Here is a 19,844-nt window from a genome sequence, read left to right as displayed (position 1 = left end):
AACCAGTGCTTGAAGGGACATGTCACATAGTCTCTTTGAAGGTGGGGAAATATGAGTGATCAACATATTGAACCGGAATTAACCGTGGGTGAAATTATTAAGCTTTATTTATCCCACTGGCGTATGTTCGCGTTGTTTACAGCCGCTTTGTTCGCTATCAGCGTTCTAGTTTACGTCGTTAAGATTCCGTTTGTCGCTTCTTCGACAATTGTTATTAATGACTCCCAAAACTCAGCAATGCAGGCTTTTTCTAATCAATTTTTTGGTTTATCAAAAACTGTGCAGGAATCCAAAAAGGGCAGCAGTCTTCTTTCAAAGCACATTGAGTATTTGAAAACTCGTGAGTTTTACGACGCCCTTTTGGCGCGCATCCAACAGCGTGGCAATAGCCCGTTGATCACGATGGAAGAGCGCAAAGGTTATGAGATTTTGAAAAACAACTATCTCAAAAATGTTAAAACAGCGGACGATAAAACAGAACTTTTGCAGCGTCTTGATAAGTGGACAAAAATACAATTGGATTCGGACTTTGAAATCAAGGTCGTAGCGGTGACACCGATCAAAGCGATGTCTTTATTCTTGTCAAACACAGCTTCTGAATTGGCCGCGGAGATTTTGAAAAAGCGCGAGTTGGATGAAATTGGTCGTGTTGAAAACTTCATGGCCAAACAAAAAGAAGAGGCCGATCAGAAGTTGGTATTATTGGGTAAGCAGCTTGCAGACATGCAAAATAAAGATGAGAACCTTCTTCCGTTGGCGTCAAAAGACAAGATGGGCGACTACGTTTCTGATCTTTTGGTTCGCGCCAACGAAATCAAATTGAAAATGGCTGAAAACAAAAAAATGATTCAATACTTGGAACGCGGCCGCTCCGGTCAAAGAGAAAGCGCTCTTTATGGCGTTGGTGGTAAGATTGAATCTTTGAAGATTGAAAACAGTTTGCTCTCAGAAAAGTTGTCGCAAGTTCAATCTTCGATCGCTCGTCTGAAAAAAGAAGTGAAGACTTTGCCGTTTGCCGCGCAAATGGTGGAAGATCTTAAAAAGAAATCAGAGTTGGAGTTCAATCGCTACAAGGAACTCAGCACTTCACTTGCAAAATTGGAAGCGCAAAAAATCTCCATCGACACTCGTTTTGAAGTGATGGAGCAAGCCCGTTGGGAAACGACGTTGCCACAAATCGGACTCTTAAGCTTAGGACTTCTTTCTTTGCTTGTTAGTCAGTTCATCGGATCTTTGGTGATTTACTTTAGATACTTGTGGAATCCTCACGTGGTGACGGCGCAAGCGTCGCGCAACTTGGTTATTTTCGACAATCACTCTGTGGATCCACGTGTGATCATCGAAAATTCCAAAATTAAATTTAGTTTGAAAAAGCCGGAGGCTGGAAAAGAAAATGAACAAGGGGACGAGCAACAGAAAGTGGCTTGGAATGTTCTAAATGTTGGGCAGGGGACAGACGTATCACAGTAGGTGCTTATGAAGAAAGTAATCCTTAGTGCTTTTACAGTGTTGGCAACAGGCTCTCTTATTGGTTGTGGAAGCCAAGTGGGTAAGAGTGTACAGCAAGCCGTGACTGACAACCAAAACGCGCAATCACTTATGGAATGGGAGCAATCCAAAGCCAATCCGGAAGTCTTGTTTGCTCAGTGGCGCCAAGATTTTATGCAGGACGCTTCTCAACGTGAACAGTTGAAAGAAGATCTTTGCAAAGAGCTTAATACTTTAGACGGTCAATCTTTGACGCTTTTTGAAAATGAATTGAACGACGTTAACAATAGAGCGTTGGTAAGTTCATGCAAAGAGCAATTGTTGGAAAAGCTTGAGCAATACCATGAATCTGAAAGATCCCGTTTGTCAGTGGCCGTGAATGCATTGAGCGCGCAGCCCTCACAAAATAGATTCCAATTCCCGACAAATGTGCAGAAACGCGATACATCGGCTGGTTACTTCGCCGTGACAGGTGATGTGGTTCGTAAGGAAGTGATCATCAGTTTTGATGATGGTCCAAGCAACCTTTATACAGAATCCATCTTGCGTTCTTTAAAAGAAGTGAATGCAAAAGTGATCTTCTTCCACATGGGTAAAAACGTTCGTTTGAATCCAGAGATCGTAAAAAAGGTCGCAGCTGATGGGCATGCCGTAGGTTCTCACTCGGTCACTCACGCTTGTTTGGGAACAAGTTCGGCTTGTCGTAAAACCAATGGTCACGTTTTCTCTTTTGATGAAGCGGTTGCAGAAATCAAAGGCGGACATCAGGCCGTTTACGATGTGCTTGGTTGGGTTGATCCTTTCTTCCGTTTCCCTTATGGAGAGTCGTCTCCTGAACTGAAGAACTTCTTAAGAACAAATTCTACAGGAGAGTTCTACTGGTCTATCGACAGTGAAGACTGGAAGGCTCAGCCTAATGAGACAATGCTTCGCAATACGCTGGCGCAATTGGATGCTCGTGGTCGTGGATTGATTCTTTTCCATGATATTCAAAGAAAAACGGCGGAAGTGATGCCGCAATTCCTCCGCGAGATTTACAACCGCGGGTACAGTATTGTATTACTTCAATCGTCAGATCCGTCTGCACGATACAACAGTAAACTTGTTAGAAAAAGACAGCCTTAGTTTTTTAGTTAGTAGTTAAGATGAAAAGACCCGACGTCGACCGCCCCTCTACATGGAAACCCTATCGCACAGATATGTGCAAAGGCTGCTGGGGCGGCTGTTGTACGATGCCGGTGGAAATCAAGATTTCAGATCTTATTCGTTTAGGGCTTTGCACTGAAGATGAGGCGCAAGGCTCTATCAAAAAACTCGCAAAACGTTTGATGAAAGAAGGCTATATTGTGTCCTACCGTCAGGGCACAGAGTTCTTCATGCTCTCGCAAAAAGCCAACCGCGATTGTTATTTCTTAGACTCCAAAACACGTCTGTGCACCGTCTATGAAAAACGTCCCGATACTTGCCGTCAGTTCCCCTCTATTGGGCCTCGTCCCGGTTTCTGTCCGGGCGCCTCAAACTGAGACTGTTGGATTTCTAGACAGTGCCAGACGCAAGTTTGTCCCTGTCTCAGAGTGAGCTGTGCCAACTCGTCTATATACGCTCTAAGGTGGCATAAGCACTGCTCTTACTAACTGTAAGAACAGGAGGCTACTATGAGCTTCACAGATAAAAAACTCGAAATGTCGATTCTAGGACTGACCCTGGTGATGGTGGCAGGCCTGAGTTATGTTTTGAAATCTCCTGTTCAATCAGTGCTTAACGAAGTCCAAGATGTGATTTACGAAATGCCTCGCCCTAAGAACTCTTTCTTGGCGGCTTTGTTTGATCTTGGTGATCGTGAAGTATCCCGTAAATACGTGAATCCTTTTGCTAAGAAAAAAGAAGAAGCGAAAAAGACAGCGGAAGCCAAAAAACCCGTGGCTCCTGTGGCTCCTAAAGCCGTAGCGCAAAAGAAAAATGCAGAGAAAAAAGCGGAAGATCCTAAGAAATCGGTCGACGTTCAAATCGTGGGCGCTGACACAAAAGTGACTTGGGGTGAAGATGGCTTTATGAACGGTGGTGTCTCAAATTCACGTGTAGAAAACGTTGTGAACGACAGCAGTCCTGATAAAAACCCGCAACAACAAGCTAAAAATAATTTGAGTGGCGATCAATGGACGGCTCTTTTAAGAGCACAACCTACAAAAGAAAATGTAGCGAAATTGATCCAGGCTTTTGAGAACAAAGAGATCGACGATCAAACTTATTATGCCATCGTCGCAGATCTTTATCGCTCCAATAAATCTGAAACTCAGGCATTGGGTTTAGTTGCGGCGAAAGCGGCTTACAACGTAAAGAGTTTTTCGATCACGGCGCAGTACTACGAGCAATTGGCTCCAGAGGTTCAAACTCAAGCTCATGCTTATCTGATGAGTTACGCAGTGACGGCACGTCTTCCAATCCTGGCGAGTGCGTTAGGCAGCTCCAATGCGGATGTTGTCGAAACGGCGGCTCAAGTCGTGTTGGAAGGTTATAGAAAAGCGAAAGAAGGAACGCCGACGGATCCACGTAACTCTCGTGGCGACGTGACAACAAGTTCGGTAACGAGTTACTCTAAGTTCATTCCGATCTTTCAACAGCTTGCGCAAAGCTCTGACCCTGCAATCAAAAGCTTAGCAGATACAGCTTTGAGTCAAATCCAAACGACGGTGGCAGCTCTTTAAAGCTGGACAGCCCTTTAATTTATGACAAGAATAAGGCGATGAAATTTCTTCGCCTTATTGTTTTTTTAGCTTTTTCTATTTCTGTGTTTTTCGCCCAGGCGAACACGGCTTTGCCAAAAAATCTCAATAAAGAAGATCGTATTCGCGCCTTGCAAATTTTAGGTTTGGGGTCCGCATCAAAAATTTTGGACAACCCTTATCCGCTGGGTGGATATTCCGGTGTGGAGATAGGTGTCTCTTCTGAGTTTATTCCCGTCGAAGATTTGGCAAGTCTGGGCAGTAAGACAACGGACAAAGGCGAGTACAATTACTACACTCTTACTTTAGGAAAAGGTCTTTACTACAACATTGATACTCATGTTTATTTCACTCCGTTTGGACAAAACGAAGATATTCAGAGTTACGGCGCACAGGTGCGCTGGGGTTTTTACGAAGCTCACTTTTTCCCTTTAACACTGACGGCGATGCTCTATGGCGGCGGTGCGAATTTTTCCAATTTAATCAATGTCTCCACTTTAGGTGGCGATATCATTGCCACCGTGGCCATGGATAATGTCGCGATTTATGTCGGTGCCGGTCAGGTTCGTGCGATTGGTCGATTTATCGGCGGCGCTGATGGAATTACCGATAATCAAACAACTGTGGAAGAAGATATTCTTGAAGGCCACAGTGTCTTTGGAATCAATGTTGATATTGCTAAGATGTTTATTGCTTTGCAGATTGATCGTTACAACGATTCAATATACAGCGGCAAACTAGGCTTCCGTTTTTAAGAGGGTGCCTTGGCAGTTTTCTCTGCGTTGCTGCGTCGGCGGCGTACGGGTGTACGCCTTTCTCCTTGCGCCTTGATAAAACTGCCAAATTACCCTCTTAAAAATCTTCATCGTTATTGTTTCTAATTTAATATTCTACATTTCTTCAGTGAAATTGGATGTTGATTTACATCAACATCTGAAAGTCGTTGTTCTTGAAAAATCGTAGGTCAGAATGGATAAAGCCTTTTTTTACTTGGGGGCTTCGATGTTGGATTTTTCTGTTCTGAATTCTTCTTTTGCGAACCCGACATGGATCTCTATCATCTACGCGTTTCTTCTGAGTTTTGTTTTGGGAACTGTGTTGGCTTTGATTTATGTGAAGACCTTTCGCGGGCTTTCCTATTCTCTTAATTTTTTGCATGGTCTTGTGTTGCTTCCCATTGTGATTGCTATTGCCATGCAGGCGATCGGTGACAATGTGGCTCGTGGTATTGGTATGATTGGAGCGCTTTCTCTTTTGCGTTTTCGTACGAACATCAAAGATCCCCGTGATATGTTCTTTATTTTTGCTTCATTGGCCGTAGGCTTGGCGTCGGGCGTTCATGCTTATGGTATAGCTATTCTTGGCACTGCGTGCTTTGTCGTCGCGCTTATCGTTTTACAAGGGTCCTCATTTGCTTCGGGTCCTCAGTTTGATGGACTGCTGCGTTTCAACCTTTCGCGCTCTGCTGATGAACAACGTCTGGTCGAGAATGTTCTTGAAGGACAGTGTCGCCATTTTGCTTTGGCGACCATTCGTGAGGTGGGGCAAGGGGAGCGGCTGGATTTTTCTTACCAGATTCGTTTGAAGCCTCAAGCCACGTCAGCGCAGCTTATTGAAGAATTGGGCAAAGTTCAATCAGTACGTGGTTTGAATTTTATGAACCAAGAATCTGTGATTGAGGTTTAAAATGAAAACCCTCAAAGCGTTTTTCAAATCCTTTTTTTCTGAAGTTGTGGGACACGATAATCGTTTCCTCTTTGGCTGTTGGTGTTGTGCCGTGGTTTCCATTCTCTGTTTTGGTCTGGTGTTAGGAACAGATTCCGTGAGTATCTTAGGCGTGGCTGAGTCACGGGAATATCATGTTAATTTCGATAGTTCCGTAGAGATCAAGCATGTGCATGTTTTACCAAATCAAATTGTTAAAAAAGGTGATTTGCTGATTGAACTCAGTCAGGCGGATCTTGATTTGCAATTGCGCACGCTGCGAGCTCGCTTTGACCGTCTTTCAGCGGAAATCAAATTGCGTAAACAGATTTCCTTGCTTGCCCGAGATATTCCACATTTGCCCGATTCGGCAGATCCCTTGCAAGTCGAACTGAATGATACAAAACGTGAAATCGGCTTGATCGAAAGTAAACTTCGTAATCTCTTTGTTTTTTCAGAAGTCGATGGCGCCGTTGGCAGCGTGAATTTTAAGGATGGTGAAAAAGCTCCCGCTTTTGCGCCGCTAATCACCTTGGTGCCGATCAATCCTACTTATGTGAGCGGATACGTGAATGAAAATCTGCGTTCGTCGGTGAAGGTGGGACAAGCGATGGTGGTTTCCTCTGTGGCGGGAGCGAAAGTGCAAGGGCAGGTCATCAGTGTCGGGTCGCGCATCGTTCCTATTCCGCAAAGACTTCTGCGCATTCAATCGCTGCCCGCATGGGGACGTGAGGTCGTTTTGAAAATTCCTGAAAGCAATGAATTTCTTTTAGGTGAAAAAGTCACGGTTCGCCATTCTTGGGGAATCACATTGTTTAGCACCGCCCAAGCCGATGAAAGTGAAACGAAATGGGAGCCGACCCATCCTACAATTGAGAATATTCACTTTCCGGCGCAGATTACAGATCAATTTCGCCCCGAAGTATCCGGTTTAGTTTATCTCCCTGAAGTACGACAGTTTGCTGTGATCTCGGATGATTATCCAAACTCTCGTCCTTTGATTCTGTTGATGAATCAGCATGGTGAAGTGGCAGAGCAGATGTTGCCGATAGAAGGTTTGGACAAAATGGAGGATATCGAATCAATATCAGTTCAGGACTCTTACCTTTATCTTTTAAGTTCATTGTCTGCGACAAAGAAAAGTCATTTGAAAAAAGAACGCCAGCTTTTTGTTAAAATTAAAAGAGATGGATTGAAGTTTCAACTGGAAAAGGAAATGGATTTACGAACGGCTCTTTTGGATGCGATAAAAAATTCTTCAGACCGGGTGCTTCGTGATATCTATTCGCACGCACAGGGAGGCAGGGAAGATGATCTGGAGGTCGAAGGGCACTTTGTTAAAGGGGATGACTTATATCTCGCTCTGAAGCGTCCGATACTTTTCAAAAATCAAGGAATCATTTTACGCATAAAAGCTTTGGAAAGAGCTTTAACTAAGGGACGAATTTCTCCTGATGATGTGACTGTCGCGTTTCAGTTTCAATATCAGCTTCCTAATGTCGATTCAGAAATATATTTGACTGACATTATATCTGAAGGGGATTTGGTCTATGTGGCCTCCTCTTGTCGAGACGAACAGTGTAGTGCTTTGTGGAAGCTGAGTCCCGGAGCGAAAACAGCGGAACTTGTGCAAGAGTTTAACGTGCGAAAGTTAGAAGGCATCGCGGTTTCTCCGAATCCTCGGCAGATTTATGGAGTTTTTGATACCAAACATGCGCAGTTTATCGCGATTCCTTTCCTGACGGCAAAGAGGCGAGAATGAAACTGTTCGGGCTCTTGGTGTTTTTAAGCTCTTCGGTGGCCGTCGCCGTCACAGCGGAGCAAGTCCTTAAAACAGCCTGGACGGACAAGACCTATTTGTCTTATGACGAAATTCAGGCCACGGACTCTAAAAATCCACTGCGAAACGTCGAGGGCTTTGTTGGTCATGAACAAAACGGCACTGAAGCGACTGAAATTGGAGTTAAGTTTCAGCTGAAATCTTGGCCTGAGTGGACCCGGGGCCGGGGTAAGACTGAGGAACAAAAACTTCTTAAAAACACATCACTAGGGTGGGCTTTACAAACGCGCTACAATGCTCTTTTGTTGTTTGAACTCACCCAGCAGAAATTAAAATGCGTTGAGGATGCTGTGTCTCTTTCTGAAAGATACGTCAAAGCGCAAAGTCTTTCTTTGCGTGCGGGCCGTGGGACGTCAAAAGCTTTCCTATCTGCAAAATCCGATCTTTATCGTTTTCAAAGGGTCCAAAGTACGCTGACTCAAGAACGTGATCTCTTACTAAGAAGAATTCTGAACTGGGTCCCCGATGCCAAAGAGAAAAAAGTGGAAAGCATGGATCTCATTCAAGTCGAAGATATCTCGACGGCTTTGCAGGAGCATTTTCACGACGGAGATTCTTTGAGCAAGAAAATCATTCATGAAGAAATCGAGCAGATGGGACAGGAACTGGCTATCGTTAAGGGCCGAGAACAGCAGTGGGTTAAAGCACTGGAACTCAGTCAAAAGAAAAAAAAGGATGCCGACGCACAGTACGAGGTGGAACTGGTGATTCAGATTCCGATTTTGGGTTCAGATGTGTTGGCCAAACAAAAGCAAAATGAATTGATTCTCAAGAGGGCTTTGAAGCAAAAAGAACTCGAAGAAAGCGGGGACCAGCTGCAAAATTTGCGAACTCAGATTTTAAACCTTATCGAAATCTATCGAAGTGCCAAGAAAATGGAACGAATCACCGTGGGCACGCTGGATTCTTTGACAAATATGGATCGCAAAATAGCCCAGCGACAGGAACAATTAGATCTGCTGAACCAACAACAAGAAATCACAATGCTTTACCTTAATTACCTTTTGGAAAGTGAAACCCTGACTAAGAATCCTGACAAAAACTACATCGATAAAAAACAAAAGGAAATCTGATGGGACAGCAGGTGTCGCCGTTAAATCTAGAACGCTATGAGCTGAAGTATTTGATCTCACCTGAGTTGATTGATCCGATTTCACGTTTTGTCGAATCTTACTGCAGTATGGATTATTACTCTGTGATTCAAAGTGATCACTTTTATACCATCAACAGTCTGTATCTGGATTCACCGAGCTTATATCTTTTGCGATACAAAGAGTCCGCCGGCGCTTTCAGTTTCAATGTGCGCATTCGTTCTTACGGGGAAGGAACGGAGCCTCCGTATTTTTTTGAAGTGAAATATAAGCTTCGCGAATTCGTAAGAAAAAAACGAGCGAAGGTTCTTTTAAAGGATTGGAGAAATATTCTGGAAAATGAATGTTTACCCAACGGCATGGACCCCTATTCGCTTACCAACTTAGAGGATTTTTTGCATTTGAAAATGACTTACAATTTAGGTCCTGTGATTTTAACTCAATACCGTCGCAAGGCTTATCTTTCGGAAGTTGATGACTATGCCCGTGTGACGTTTGATCGGGACTTGCGCTATCAAGAAATGACGGATTGGTGTGTTAGCCCTCATGAAAAGTCTCTTTGTCACTATGACCACCCGGATTCATTTGAGGAGCCTGGTAAAAACGTCGTGCTTGAGTTGAAGTGTGAAAAGAAGATTCCACTTTGGATGGTGGAACTGATCCGCCGTTTCGAACTGGTTGGCGGATCTTTTTCTAAGTTCGGAAACTCCATGGCGACCTATCTGGGAACCCCTGAGATCTTATCCCCAGGGGTTTTATACCGTTAAAGTGTGCATGTCGTTTTTGGGCGACGGCTGTTTGTTCCCGCGACGTAGTTTTCCAAATCCACATCGAACTGAAGCTGACTCGACTGGCACTTGCTCACCAGGATTCGTTTCGCCTCTTGAGTGTTTTTAAGAAGCGATGAATAATCAGCGGCGGAGAATAAAAGCTCTTTCATGAAGTAGTCTTTACCTGCAGGCGTATTGAGTGTTTGTTCAAACGCAAGCAAGCGTCGATACGTTTGATAGCTCATATGTCGAACTTTATCCAAAGCTCCGATTTTTTTCATCATATTGGTTTTTGAAACACCACAGTCATTGTCCTTAAGAACCATTTCTTTAAGAAGAGCGGCTTTACGGCCGGCCATTTCTCGAAGCTCCTCATCTGGAACTTTGATCTGTCCGTTAGAGACTTTCGCATTTGATTTCGAACGTTCTATCGTCGTGGTTTGCGGATTGATGTAATACCAATAAAACTTATAATGAATGTTTCCGATGCGGTCTTGTTGGTTTAGCATCGTGTCCAACAAAACCATGTCAGAAACGTCTTTCATTTGCGTCACGATTTGCGCCACTTTGGTGAACTCTGAAGAGCCGACTTGTTGAGGGACTGATTGGGAACTTGCTACTCGTTGGAACGGAGCTTGACGAAGAAATCTTTGGTAGCGCGTATCGTAGTCGCCCACGCCGCTAACATCGCCGTACTGTTCTTCGTCTTTCACGTTGTCACTCAAAGCTCCAAATATCTGAGATTGAGAATTGTCAAAAAGAAGGGGATACATGCGTGGAAATTTATGGACTTCGGCGAAGTGTTGCCATGAGATGCGAATCGAGTCATTCACATTACGCAAATAATCGTTGGCCTTTTGCGTGAGCTTGGCGTGAGTTTGAATATCCATCGTGCGCAAAACGGTTGTCGGAACACGACCTATATTTCCCAAGGCACGCGAGACGTGATAGTAGGCGACAATTGAGGATGTGTTTGAACAAGTGATGGTCTGTTTAAACTTAGCCTCTGTTTTTACATCCAGCTTTTTAAGGTTGCAGTCGGAAGCATCAATGGCTTCTTTCGTGTACTTTGCGTTCGGCTCTAACAAAAGAATAGCGGGGTTGGTTGACGTATATTTTGGGCAAATACCCATGTTCAAATAAAAATCGTAATTACAGAGAGTTTTTTCTTTTTCTAGATCACCTGTTTTGTAGCTGGCTCCGGGCCATTTTTTCGCAATAACACAAAGTTCAGGAACTCCGCGAGGAGAGCGATATTCGCGTCGCGATTCCCCTTGTAAATCACTGAGATTCAGTGCGAAGGCGGAGGAAGAGGTTAATAATGTAAGAATGAAAAAGATGGATTTTTGTTTATTTGTTTTCATAGACAAATGTTTTCTCGCGAAAGAGCAAGAGGTTCATCTTACAAAAAGGATAAATGTCGGGTGAATTGTCAAATTGCAGAACAACAGAACCTCGCATTCACATTTTAATGGTCTTGCCAGCTTGTATTATGATCAAGAAGTCATTCAATATGAGGAAATGAAACAATCTTCTTTCAAAAAATTAATTCTTACATCTTTGGTCGCATGTCAGTTTTTGGGATGTGCAAAAGCAAGTATCACGAAACTTTTTGAAGATTCTTTTTCTTCCGAATCACCTCAGTCCGGCGGAACCTTGGAGCCTGCGATTGATGGCTTTCGTTTAGACGAAGAGGTGAAGAAATTCAAACTCCGTTATGGTTTCGCGAATCTCCAGGAAAAACTCACGGACAATCGCGGAGATGGAGATGAAGCTCTTTATGGCACTCGCAATTTTCGTGTTGTTTTGCACGGAGTGATGTATCGAGGTGGTGCAAACAACACCAACTTGGAAACTCCAAGATCGAATACAAATCCGTTGCCTACAGTGGGATTGACGAACTTGTGTCGCGAGGATTTTGGGGCGGCCGTTTATCTTTACTCCGAGAATTTTGAGAAAGCTCCGAAAAGTGTGTCTTGTAAAAACACGGCTCATCAAAATCAGACGCTCATTTATAAGCAGTATGCGGCGGCAGAAGAAAACGAAAAAATTTTGGGAATGGTTTATGACCGTATCAAGGGAAGGTTGAGCGGGCCGGTGTATGCCCATTGTTGGAATGGCTGGCACTCTTCCGGATTGATTGCGGGTATGGCCCTAAAACAATTCTGTGGATGGAGTAATGCCAGGGTCGATGATTATTGGGTGAAGAACACGGACGGAAACTCTGCAGGCTTCACAACTATTCGCCAGCGATTGAAAGATTTTAAACCGTTGGTGAAATACTCTATTACTTCGGCAGAGCGCGCTTTGATTTGCCCGGAATAATTACTTCTGGGCTTTTTCGATGATTTTTGTTGTGGATCTGCCGTCGACGAACTGCAAAGACATCACTTTGCCTCCATAAGACTGCACGAAAGGAGCGCCGACGATTTGATCAATCTTCCAGTCGCCACCTTTAACTAAGATATCAGGACGAACTTTTTCAATCAGATTGGCTGGAGTATCTTCAGTGAAAATCACCGTGAAATCCACGGCCCACAATCCCGCTAAAATTTCCGCACGATCCGCTTCCACTTGCACAGGACGAGTAGGGCCTTTTAGACGTTTCACGCTGGCGTCGGCATTGACTCCGACAACTAAAGCGTCACCCAAAGCGCGGGCCTCTTGCAAATAGCGAACGTGGCCTACGTGAAGCAGGTCAAAAACACCATTTGTGAAAACAATTTTTTTACCTTGAGAACGAAGGGGAGCCAAAGCCGCTTCAATGTTATCAAAATTGCGAACTTGGCCCATGAACTCTATGCCTTTTTGAAAAGTTGAGCGCCTGTGATGGAGCCCGCAAGGTCTTTATTGAACAAAGTCGAAAGAATCGGGAGCACGATGAATCCTGTGATAATCACTAGGAATGAACGGGCCACAACCTTTAAAGAGTAAGAAGCTCTGTTCAACTCTTCCGGTTTTCCGATTCTTTGATCAAAAGCCCACTCACCAGGAGTGAAGCCCATGTAGATGCGATTCAAAGTAAGGTAGATGAAAGATACACCTGCAAACAAAGACACTGTCGCAAGATAGATCATACCTTGAGAGTCTGGGTTTGTGAGGTTTCCGATCAAGTCTACTTTCGTCACGACCAAAAGAATGATCATGCAAAGAAGGCTCGCCGCGACGACCAACATGCCATCCAGCAAGGCGGCTGAAAAACTCCATGTTGTCTTTTTGAATTCTTCTTTTGTCGTTGTTTGAGAAACCTTTTGTTTGGAGTTTTCAAAATCCAAACGACGGTTTTTCTGAAGCGTCTTAAGAATTTCATCAACAGCCGCAGAACCGTCTCCGCCCACTTCAGTGAGTGAACCCGGAGCTGGTGGAATTGGCGCAGATTTTTTGCGTGGAAGAGGCGGACGAAGTGGATCTGTCGAAGTTTCTTCGATCAATTCCAAACCTTGATCCTTCATAAGATTTTTGGAGAAAGTGTCCGCTTTCTTTTCTTCCTTGGCCGGAGTCGCTGATTTCTTTTTGTGGAAACCTAGACCGTCCGTGAGCGGCTTAAATTCAAATTCCTCAAAGGGATCCATTCCCTCTCCTTTCAACACATCAGATCAAAGTCATACTTTAGGACTGATACCAGGGCCATGCAAGCCGTTTCAACTCGCAAAACTTGAGGTCCCAGGGTCACTGGATGAAGGCCTAGTTTTTGGAATTCTTCGACTTCTTTGTGAGAGAAGCCTCCCTCGCTGCCCACGATGATCCAGAGGTCTTTGATCCCTTGAGGGTGCTCTGATTTAACTTTGGTGATATAATCCTTGATGCTAAGAGTCGACGGACCCTCATAAGCAAATAGACCCACCGAACCCGGTTTCTGGTTAATTAAATCCGATATTTTTTCAAAAGGAATAGGTGCCTGAATTTTCATCAAGTCGCCGCGGCCCGATTGTTGAGTGGCGGAGCGGACAATTTTATCCCAGCGTTCGACCTTGTTCTCGGAAATCTTTTCGCCCTTACGAACGAAGCTGAATTCTGAAAAGAAAGGCTGAATGCTTTTAACTCCCAATTCCACAGCTTTTTCCATGATGGCGTCCATCACCGGAAAGCGCGAGATGGAAAGAACTAAATGCACGTGAGGTTCTTTCAAAGGTGGGATCATTCGCTCTTCAAGAATACGTGCAATGGCGGACTTCTTTGTCACTTGAGTGACTTCGACAAAGAAGGCCTTGCTGTCTTCTGTGAGGACTTCAAACTTTGAACCCACTTCTTGGCGGCAGACATCGAAGATGTGATGAAAGACATCTCCCGTGAAATTCACTTGGTCTTGGAAGAGGTCTTTTTTCTCAATCCAATAGCGTCTCATGACTGAACCCAGTAACCGACCCATTCATCTTTTTCAAGACGACGAATAACGGTGAGGCCGGAGTTCTCCATGAACTTTTCAAAGAAGTGATTGTCGCGCTCTTCAAGAATACCCGTAAGAAGCATATGGCCTCCCGGTTTCAGAACACGCAGAAGATCTTTTTTAATGTTGATTAAAACGCCATCGATGATATTTGCAACCACAACGTCGTATTGTTCGCGAATGTCTTCGATCAGTGTTTCAGGAATATCGATTTGTGGGAGCTTATTGAGTTTTACATTTTCACGTGCAACACGACGAGCTTCGGGATCGATTTCGATTCCTGTGACCAAACCCATGCCGCTCATTTGTGCGAGCATGGCTAAGATCGCAGTTCCTGTTCCCACATCAAGCATGGCCCAGTCGGCTACTTGGTTTTTGTATTTCTCTGCCAGTTTGTGGATGAAGAACGCCATCATTTGTGTTGTGGCGTGAGTACCCGTGCCGAAAGCCATGCCAGGATCAATGTAGATCGCATGTTTGCATTCCGCAGGTGGTTGCAACCAAGACGGGACAACCCAGAAATCGCCGACAAGTTTGAAAGGTTTAAAGCCTTTTTTCCACTCTTCAAGCCAGTCTTTGTTTTCCTCTTCGTAGATGTGCCACTTGATCGCTTGGTTGTATTCCAAAAGGCCATCGAAGAACTCGCATCCCGGTCTTTCCTGGAAGAACACGTCCATTTCGTGGGCGCGCACATGCAAAACCTGAGGATCGTAAGTTAGATCCGGCTGTGTAAAAGCCAAAGCCTCTGTAACTCCAGAGGCTCCGCATTCAAAGCAGTGTGTAGTGATGATGTCTTCAAGTTCCGCGGGAACTTGGCTTAAACGGATACGAAAATAAGAATTGTCACTCATGAAGAGTGTTGTTACCAGAAACCTGCGTTTTTTCAAGTGATTCCCCCGCGGAAGCAGAGGATGTCGCAGCCGCGGCAGCGGCGGAGACTGGACTTGAATTAGATGCAGCTTTCAATAAGGCGTCCGCCTTAACATTTGCAGTTTCTACAGGGTTTCCTGCGGACGCGGAGGATGCCGGAGCCGCGGTAGCGGTGGAGGCCGGGCTGGTTACGACCGTTGTATTAACAACAACCGCAGTTGTAGTTGCAGGAGGGACCGTTTCTTCCGCTACTTTTCTCTTCGGTTTTGACTTCGAGTTGTCAATGAATGAACCTTTAACTTCAATGCGATCTCCGGTCATAATTCCGGTTTGCTCCAGCATCGGAAGTTCATCGCGCGAAAGCAATGCATACTCACGAGCCACAGCCACTTTGTCGTAAACGGCAATAATTTTTAATTGCCCGACAGGCACAAAAATTTCTCCAACGGCACTGGCGCCACTGGCATCACGGATGTTGATTTTACGAACGGCTGTGACAACGAGATTCTTTTTTAAACCCGCACTGGCATCAGCATTGATGTAGAAATCTTTGTAGACCGTGTCGTCTTCCGAGAGAGTGATATTGCGACGAACATCGACGACGGTGGGATCAGCGGCTCGTGCTGAGTAGCTGAAGCCTAAAGCAAGAATAAAGACAAACATCTTCATCATAAGAAAACCCTTCCATGGTTTTATCTAAAACCTTTATCGGCTGTCTTATTTTGAAACTTGAGGCGGGAAGAGGACCTAGGATCTAGGTCCAGCGAATATGTGCTTAGTTGGAAACGATAGCCCCTTGAACAGAGCTGTAAACTTTGTAAGTGTTGTCGGACGTCGTTTGTTCAATACCCGACATGTAATTACCCACCGTGCTTTGTACGTGATAAGTCACTCCACCGCCGGTCGCAGTGCCTGTTTGTGTAGAACCAGAAACAAGGCCCGTTGTTTTTGCCGGATCTTGAAATTTAATTGGGGCCGGAAGGTCCTTTGCGAGTTGTTCTAAAGAGGCTTCCATAGAACATCCCGTAGCTAATGCGAGAAGCGAAGAAAGAAGAATAAGCTTTTTCACGAACAACCTCCGACTTATTACTTATCGGCTGAATACCGAATGATATTGAGCTTTCCCACGCTGAGACCTCTTCATTTCATAACATTCATCTTGTCGAAGCAGGAGCCCGTTGTGATGTTTCATTTTGAGATTTGATAGACTTTGCAAGACCGTCATCTGTTTGAGACTATTTGATTCCAAGCTTACGTTTGATTTCGTCCAAATCACGAGACTGTTTTTGGATTTGTTTTTCAAGCTCTTGATTCTTTTTCTTGAGCTCCGAATTTTCATTTTCAAGAGAAGCAAGACGACGCTCATGGCTTTCGATTTTGCGCGAGATTTCTTGCAACTGAGAATCTGAAGCTTTGCAAAGACCGTGAAGTTCCTGAACGGCTTTTGTCAAAGGAGCGATCAATTCGCTGTAGTTAACTCCCCAATAACTATTGTCGTCTTTGTAAAGTAGACCGAGATTCTGTGAGTCCACAGAATCATTTAATTCTTGTGCGATAAATCCCCAGTGCTGTTTAGCTAAGGTCGGATCTTTTTCATTTTTCCAATTAAATGAAACGGGACGAAGTGAGTCGATATAGCTGAGGCCACGATCTAAGTTCGAGATGTTTGATTTCAGACGACGATCTGAAGTTTGAATTGTTCCATTGGAAGAATAGACAGCACTCCATCTTTGGGAGCCCGTTCCCAGTGTGGCGCCGTTGTCTGCGTAAGGGCGAAGAGTGGGGCCATTGACGGCCGTACCACCGGTAAAGTCACCCGCGTAGTTAATGACCAGTGTCGCGCCACTGTCTTTGACCAAGGCGCGGGAACCTCCAGAGTTTCCGCGTGAAGCTTGATCACTGCTTCCTAGAATAAAGTCAAATCCACCATTGACGATGTTTCCCGTAGATCCGATGCTTCCGGCGACATCGAGTTTTCTTGTGGGAGTCATGCCAATACCAATGTTCCCGTCAGAGTGAATTCTCATTCTCTCTGTAGAGGTTCCGGCAGAAATTGTTGAGAACGTCATGATCGCAGACTTCGAGGTCGCATAGTCTGAAGCTGCACTCACCTTGATAACTCCCGATTGAATATAGTCTGTCCCGTCGTGACCGCGGAATGCTAGAAATCCAAGACTGTCATTATTTAACACCGCTGAAGGAGTGCCCGCATTATCTCTGGCGCGGGTCACAATAATAGAGCCCTCGGCTGCGCCATTGTGCTGTGATTGAATATAGACATCGTCATCCACTCCTCCGGTTCCCTTAATGTGCAGAACTCTTTCCGGAGCCGTTACCGTGGAGCCGATACCGATGCGACCTGGAACTTGCAAAGCTAAATCTTGAGTTGCACGCCAATCTCCCAAAGGATTTGCGTTTCCGAGCCGCACGACACCGTTCGCTGGATTCGCGACAGGGCCAAGGCCCCAATAACCAGTGCTGTTCCAGTTCCCAACAAACTGCGCTTGTCCATTTGTATTGTGATAACTTCCGACAAAAATACTGTTGTAAGCAGCTTGCGCGTCCCATCCACCGACTTGCAAAAGCGCACCAGGACCGCTAGAACCGATACCCACTTTACCATCTGCCTCAATGCGCATTTTTTCATCATTGTTAGTATCAAAGATCACGGGACCATTGACGCCGTTTGAAAAATAAAATTCATCGGTCGATCCATTTGAAAAACCAATTGTACCTTTCCACGTTCCATCGCGAAGAAAATCAATCTCGGGTTTTCCACTTGCAGGAGTATTCAGAATCAAAGGAGTTTTTGCCGCAGAGGGAGCCATAACGGCCAGAGCCGCCGTCGTATCGGGAGATTGGCCAACACCGATGTAGCCATCTTTATGGATTGTCATTCTCGTGATATTTGTTGTTTCTAAATTCAAAGCGTAGGCATCGTTTGTGCCCAGACTGGCATTAGCTGAAAATGAATTTCCACCGTTAATAAAAACCGAGCTTGTTGTGAATGTTGAACAGATCATCATGCCCGTTGCATCAAAGGAAACAAGCTGTCCCAAAGCACAGTTAAATGTCGTCACAGCAGAGCCCGTGCCGTTGGATGCAAGAAGGCGATTTGCGGTTAACGACGTTACTCCCGTACCGCCGTTTGCAATTGGCAAAGTGCCAGTCACCTCAGTTGCAAGATTTACAGCAGCACCATTGCTTGCAGCAGTTAAGCGGCCTTGAGCATCCACTGTGATATTGGCACGAGTATAAGAGCCTGCTGTCACTGCGGTGTTTGCAAGCGAAATAGTTCCTGTTCCGGTGATAGGTCCGCCAGTTAATCCAGTACCAGTTGCGATATTAGTAACTGTACCACCAGCATTTGTGTCAGTGTCGTTCGCACACTCCCAACGGGAACTTGCTGCGACCCATTTGATGACTTGACCATCAGTACAAGCGACGTTGTTCGGTTTATAAGTTAAATACTTAGAAGCGGCGTTGTTAATGTCACCATAGTCCAAAGTCACTGCACCAGTCTTCGTTGCTACAGAAGTCACAGGAAAAGCAATTGCTGCATTTGAAGCAGAAGTTAAGCGTCCTTGGGCATCAACCGTAAAAGTTCCAACTTGAGTTGTTGAACCATATGAACCCGCAGTCACTGCAGTGTTGGCAAGTGAAATAGTCCCAGTAGAAGTAATTGGACCACCACTAAGACCTGTGCCAGTCGAGATATTTGTAACAGTACCACCAGCATTTGAATCATTGGCAGGGGTCCACTTCGTTCCGTCATATTTCAAAACTTGGCCGCTTGTTAATCCGGTTGTATCGACATCAACGCCTTTGATTTTATTCACAGAAACAGCACCAATAGTCCCACTTACATCACCCGCAACGGAAACGTTGATTGACTGACACTGGAAAGATCCAGAAACAGAATTCCAATAAGGAGTTTGGTGAGCAGCACAATTGGCACTTCCAACAGCAGAATTAAACGCAGCCACCGTATGATAGTTACTCAAAGAAGAATTTAAATTCGTAACATCACTCATACCAATCGCAGCACCAATCCACTGAGTGCCATCAAACTTCAAAAAATTTCCATTTGTCGGAGCCGCATTAGAAACCGCAACATTCTGAATCTTAGACACAGAAGGATTCGGATAAGTCCCAGACAAATCTCCAGCCGCAGTTCCTGTCGGCACGCGAGGATTTGTAAAACGAGCATCGTCTCCGGCTGCCACGGTTCCAGCACCTGTTCCAACATTCAAAGTCACAACAGGAGTCGAAGTGTTATTTGTGATTGTTACATAAGAGTTCGAAGACGTGACGTTTGTCACGGTTCCACCACTGGCCCCTGTTACTGGAGCGCAAATCATGGCACTTCCGTTCCAGCTTAAAAATTCATTGGCAGCGCAAGTTGGGACTCCTGTTTTCAACACGAAATCAGAAGAGGACTTATCTCCCAGTTTTTCAGCAGACTCTGCGAAAGCCGAAAAAGGCACGGTGCGGATTTCATTGTCGGGACTGATCAATTTCCATCCTGTACCATCGTGAAATTGAACACGAAGCAGGCGAGTATGACTCACTGAAGGAGTGTAAGTTCCCGAAACATTATTGTCGGCATCGGCACAATCGTGAACAAGGATATTATCAAAGGCATTTAAAAGAGTTCTTGTTGGAGAAGAGGGAAATAGTTTTGTGCCTGTGCCAATAGGAACATCAAATACGCCATGGCTGTTGGCCATGTTGACGCCATTTTTTTGTTCACGATAGATAACACAAGAGCCTGTGTTATTGGTGATTTCAAAAAGAAAACTGACGTTATTATATTCCAGCGCAGTTCCGTCCGATTTCACGATGCGTCCTTGATAAGTCAAAGAACCTGGAGCAGCTTCCGATGTCGCGCTTAAAAGAAAGCCGAATAGAATCATCAATGAAGGCAAGTACGTTCCGTATTTCATATTCTTCTTATCGGATTTTTGACGA

General features: G+C 44.9%; 18 protein-coding genes. 10 read left to right on the top strand and 8 right to left on the bottom strand.

The window, feature by feature from the left end:
• Positions 1–51 precede the first annotated feature (51 nt).
• The 9 genes from AAAA78_RS15370 (at position 52) to AAAA78_RS15330 (ending at position 9,613) form a co-directional block, all read left to right on the top strand.
• Positions 52–1,470 carry a hypothetical protein gene (locus AAAA78_RS15370; protein ID WP_340592937.1) on the top strand — a complete coding sequence of 473 codons (1,419 nt, stop codon included), beginning with the start codon at positions 52–54 and terminating at the stop codon, positions 1,468–1,470.
• 6 nt (positions 1,471–1,476) lie between these two features.
• A complete protein-coding gene (locus AAAA78_RS15365; RefSeq protein WP_340592936.1) occupies positions 1,477–2,613 on the top strand; it encodes a polysaccharide deacetylase family protein in 1,137 nt (378 codons plus the stop codon).
• Positions 2,614–2,633: 20 nt separating this feature from the next.
• Positions 2,634–3,011, top strand: a complete 378-nt coding sequence (locus AAAA78_RS15360) for a YkgJ family cysteine cluster protein (RefSeq protein WP_340592935.1) — start codon at positions 2,634–2,636, stop codon at positions 3,009–3,011.
• Between the two features lie 132 nt (positions 3,012–3,143).
• The gene (locus tag AAAA78_RS15355; RefSeq protein ID WP_340592934.1) at positions 3,144–4,193 is read left to right on the top strand and encodes a hypothetical protein; all 1,050 of its coding nucleotides are present in this window, start codon (positions 3,144–3,146) and stop codon (positions 4,191–4,193) included.
• 38 nt (positions 4,194–4,231) lie between these two features.
• Entirely contained in the window at positions 4,232–4,966 is a 735-nt protein-coding gene (locus tag AAAA78_RS15350) for a hypothetical protein (protein WP_340592933.1), read from the top strand.
• Positions 4,967–5,180: 214 nt separating this feature from the next.
• Positions 5,181–5,897, top strand: a complete 717-nt coding sequence (locus AAAA78_RS15345) for a DUF4956 domain-containing protein (RefSeq protein ID WP_340592932.1) — start codon at positions 5,181–5,183, stop codon at positions 5,895–5,897.
• Position 5,898: 1 nt separating this feature from the next.
• Positions 5,899–7,677 carry an HlyD family secretion protein gene (locus AAAA78_RS15340; RefSeq protein ID WP_340592931.1) on the top strand — a complete coding sequence of 593 codons (1,779 nt, stop codon included), beginning with the start codon at positions 5,899–5,901 and terminating at the stop codon, positions 7,675–7,677.
• Positions 7,674–8,828: a hypothetical protein gene (locus AAAA78_RS15335; protein ID WP_340592930.1), complete on the top strand. Its 1,155-nt coding sequence runs from the start codon at positions 7,674–7,676 to the stop codon at positions 8,826–8,828. The genes AAAA78_RS15340 and AAAA78_RS15335 overlap by 4 nt, the downstream gene beginning before the upstream one ends.
• Entirely contained in the window at positions 8,828–9,613 is a 786-nt protein-coding gene (locus AAAA78_RS15330) for a polyphosphate polymerase domain-containing protein (protein WP_340592929.1), read from the top strand. The genes AAAA78_RS15335 and AAAA78_RS15330 overlap by 1 nt, the downstream gene beginning before the upstream one ends.
• On the opposite strand, the gene AAAA78_RS15325 is transcribed toward AAAA78_RS15330, so the two are convergent.
• On the bottom strand, positions 9,610–10,980 hold the full coding sequence (locus tag AAAA78_RS15325) for a hypothetical protein (RefSeq protein WP_340592928.1): 1,371 nt from the start codon (positions 10,978–10,980) through the stop codon (positions 9,610–9,612). The two genes, AAAA78_RS15330 and AAAA78_RS15325, sit on opposite strands and share 4 nt — an antisense overlap.
• A gap of 157 nt (positions 10,981–11,137) precedes the next feature.
• Here AAAA78_RS15325 and AAAA78_RS15320 point away from each other — a divergent pair, with 157 nt between their 5' ends.
• Positions 11,138–11,941 (top strand): hypothetical protein, encoded by an 804-nt coding sequence (locus AAAA78_RS15320; RefSeq protein ID WP_340592927.1) that lies wholly within the window; start codon positions 11,138–11,140, stop codon positions 11,939–11,941.
• Here AAAA78_RS15320 and rfaE2 read toward each other — a convergent pair whose 3' ends face one another.
• From rfaE2 to AAAA78_RS15285, 7 genes are all read right to left on the bottom strand, one after another.
• Positions 11,942–12,409: a D-glycero-beta-D-manno-heptose 1-phosphate adenylyltransferase gene (rfaE2, locus tag AAAA78_RS15315; protein ID WP_295904677.1), complete on the bottom strand. Its 468-nt coding sequence runs from the start codon at positions 12,407–12,409 to the stop codon at positions 11,942–11,944.
• Between the two features lie 5 nt (positions 12,410–12,414).
• A complete protein-coding gene (locus AAAA78_RS15310) occupies positions 12,415–13,188 on the bottom strand; it encodes an RDD family protein (RefSeq protein WP_340592926.1) in 774 nt (257 codons plus the stop codon).
• 11 nt (positions 13,189–13,199) lie between these two features.
• Positions 13,200–13,961 (bottom strand): RsmE family RNA methyltransferase, encoded by a 762-nt coding sequence (locus AAAA78_RS15305; protein WP_340592924.1) that lies wholly within the window; start codon positions 13,959–13,961, stop codon positions 13,200–13,202.
• Positions 13,958–14,854 carry a 50S ribosomal protein L11 methyltransferase gene (locus tag AAAA78_RS15300; RefSeq protein WP_340592922.1) on the bottom strand — a complete coding sequence of 299 codons (897 nt, stop codon included), beginning with the start codon at positions 14,852–14,854 and terminating at the stop codon, positions 13,958–13,960. The genes AAAA78_RS15305 and AAAA78_RS15300 overlap by 4 nt, the downstream gene beginning before the upstream one ends.
• Positions 14,847–15,545, bottom strand: coding sequence for a hypothetical protein (locus AAAA78_RS15295; RefSeq protein ID WP_340592921.1), 699 nt, complete (start codon positions 15,543–15,545; stop codon positions 14,847–14,849). Before AAAA78_RS15295 ends, AAAA78_RS15300 begins: the two co-directional genes overlap by 8 nt.
• A gap of 103 nt (positions 15,546–15,648) precedes the next feature.
• A complete protein-coding gene (locus AAAA78_RS15290) occupies positions 15,649–15,942 on the bottom strand; it encodes a hypothetical protein (protein WP_340592920.1) in 294 nt (97 codons plus the stop codon).
• A 166-nt stretch (positions 15,943–16,108) separates the two neighbouring features.
• Positions 16,109–19,819, bottom strand: coding sequence for a tail fiber domain-containing protein (locus AAAA78_RS15285; RefSeq protein WP_340592918.1), 3,711 nt, complete (start codon positions 19,817–19,819; stop codon positions 16,109–16,111).
• Between the last annotated feature and the right edge of the window lie 25 nt (positions 19,820–19,844).

The organism is Bdellovibrio sp. BCCA (assembly GCF_037996825.1).
Classification (GTDB): Bacteria; Bdellovibrionota; Bdellovibrionia; order Bdellovibrionales; family Bdellovibrionaceae; genus Bdellovibrio.
This window is presented reverse-complemented; position numbering and strand designations above follow the sequence as displayed.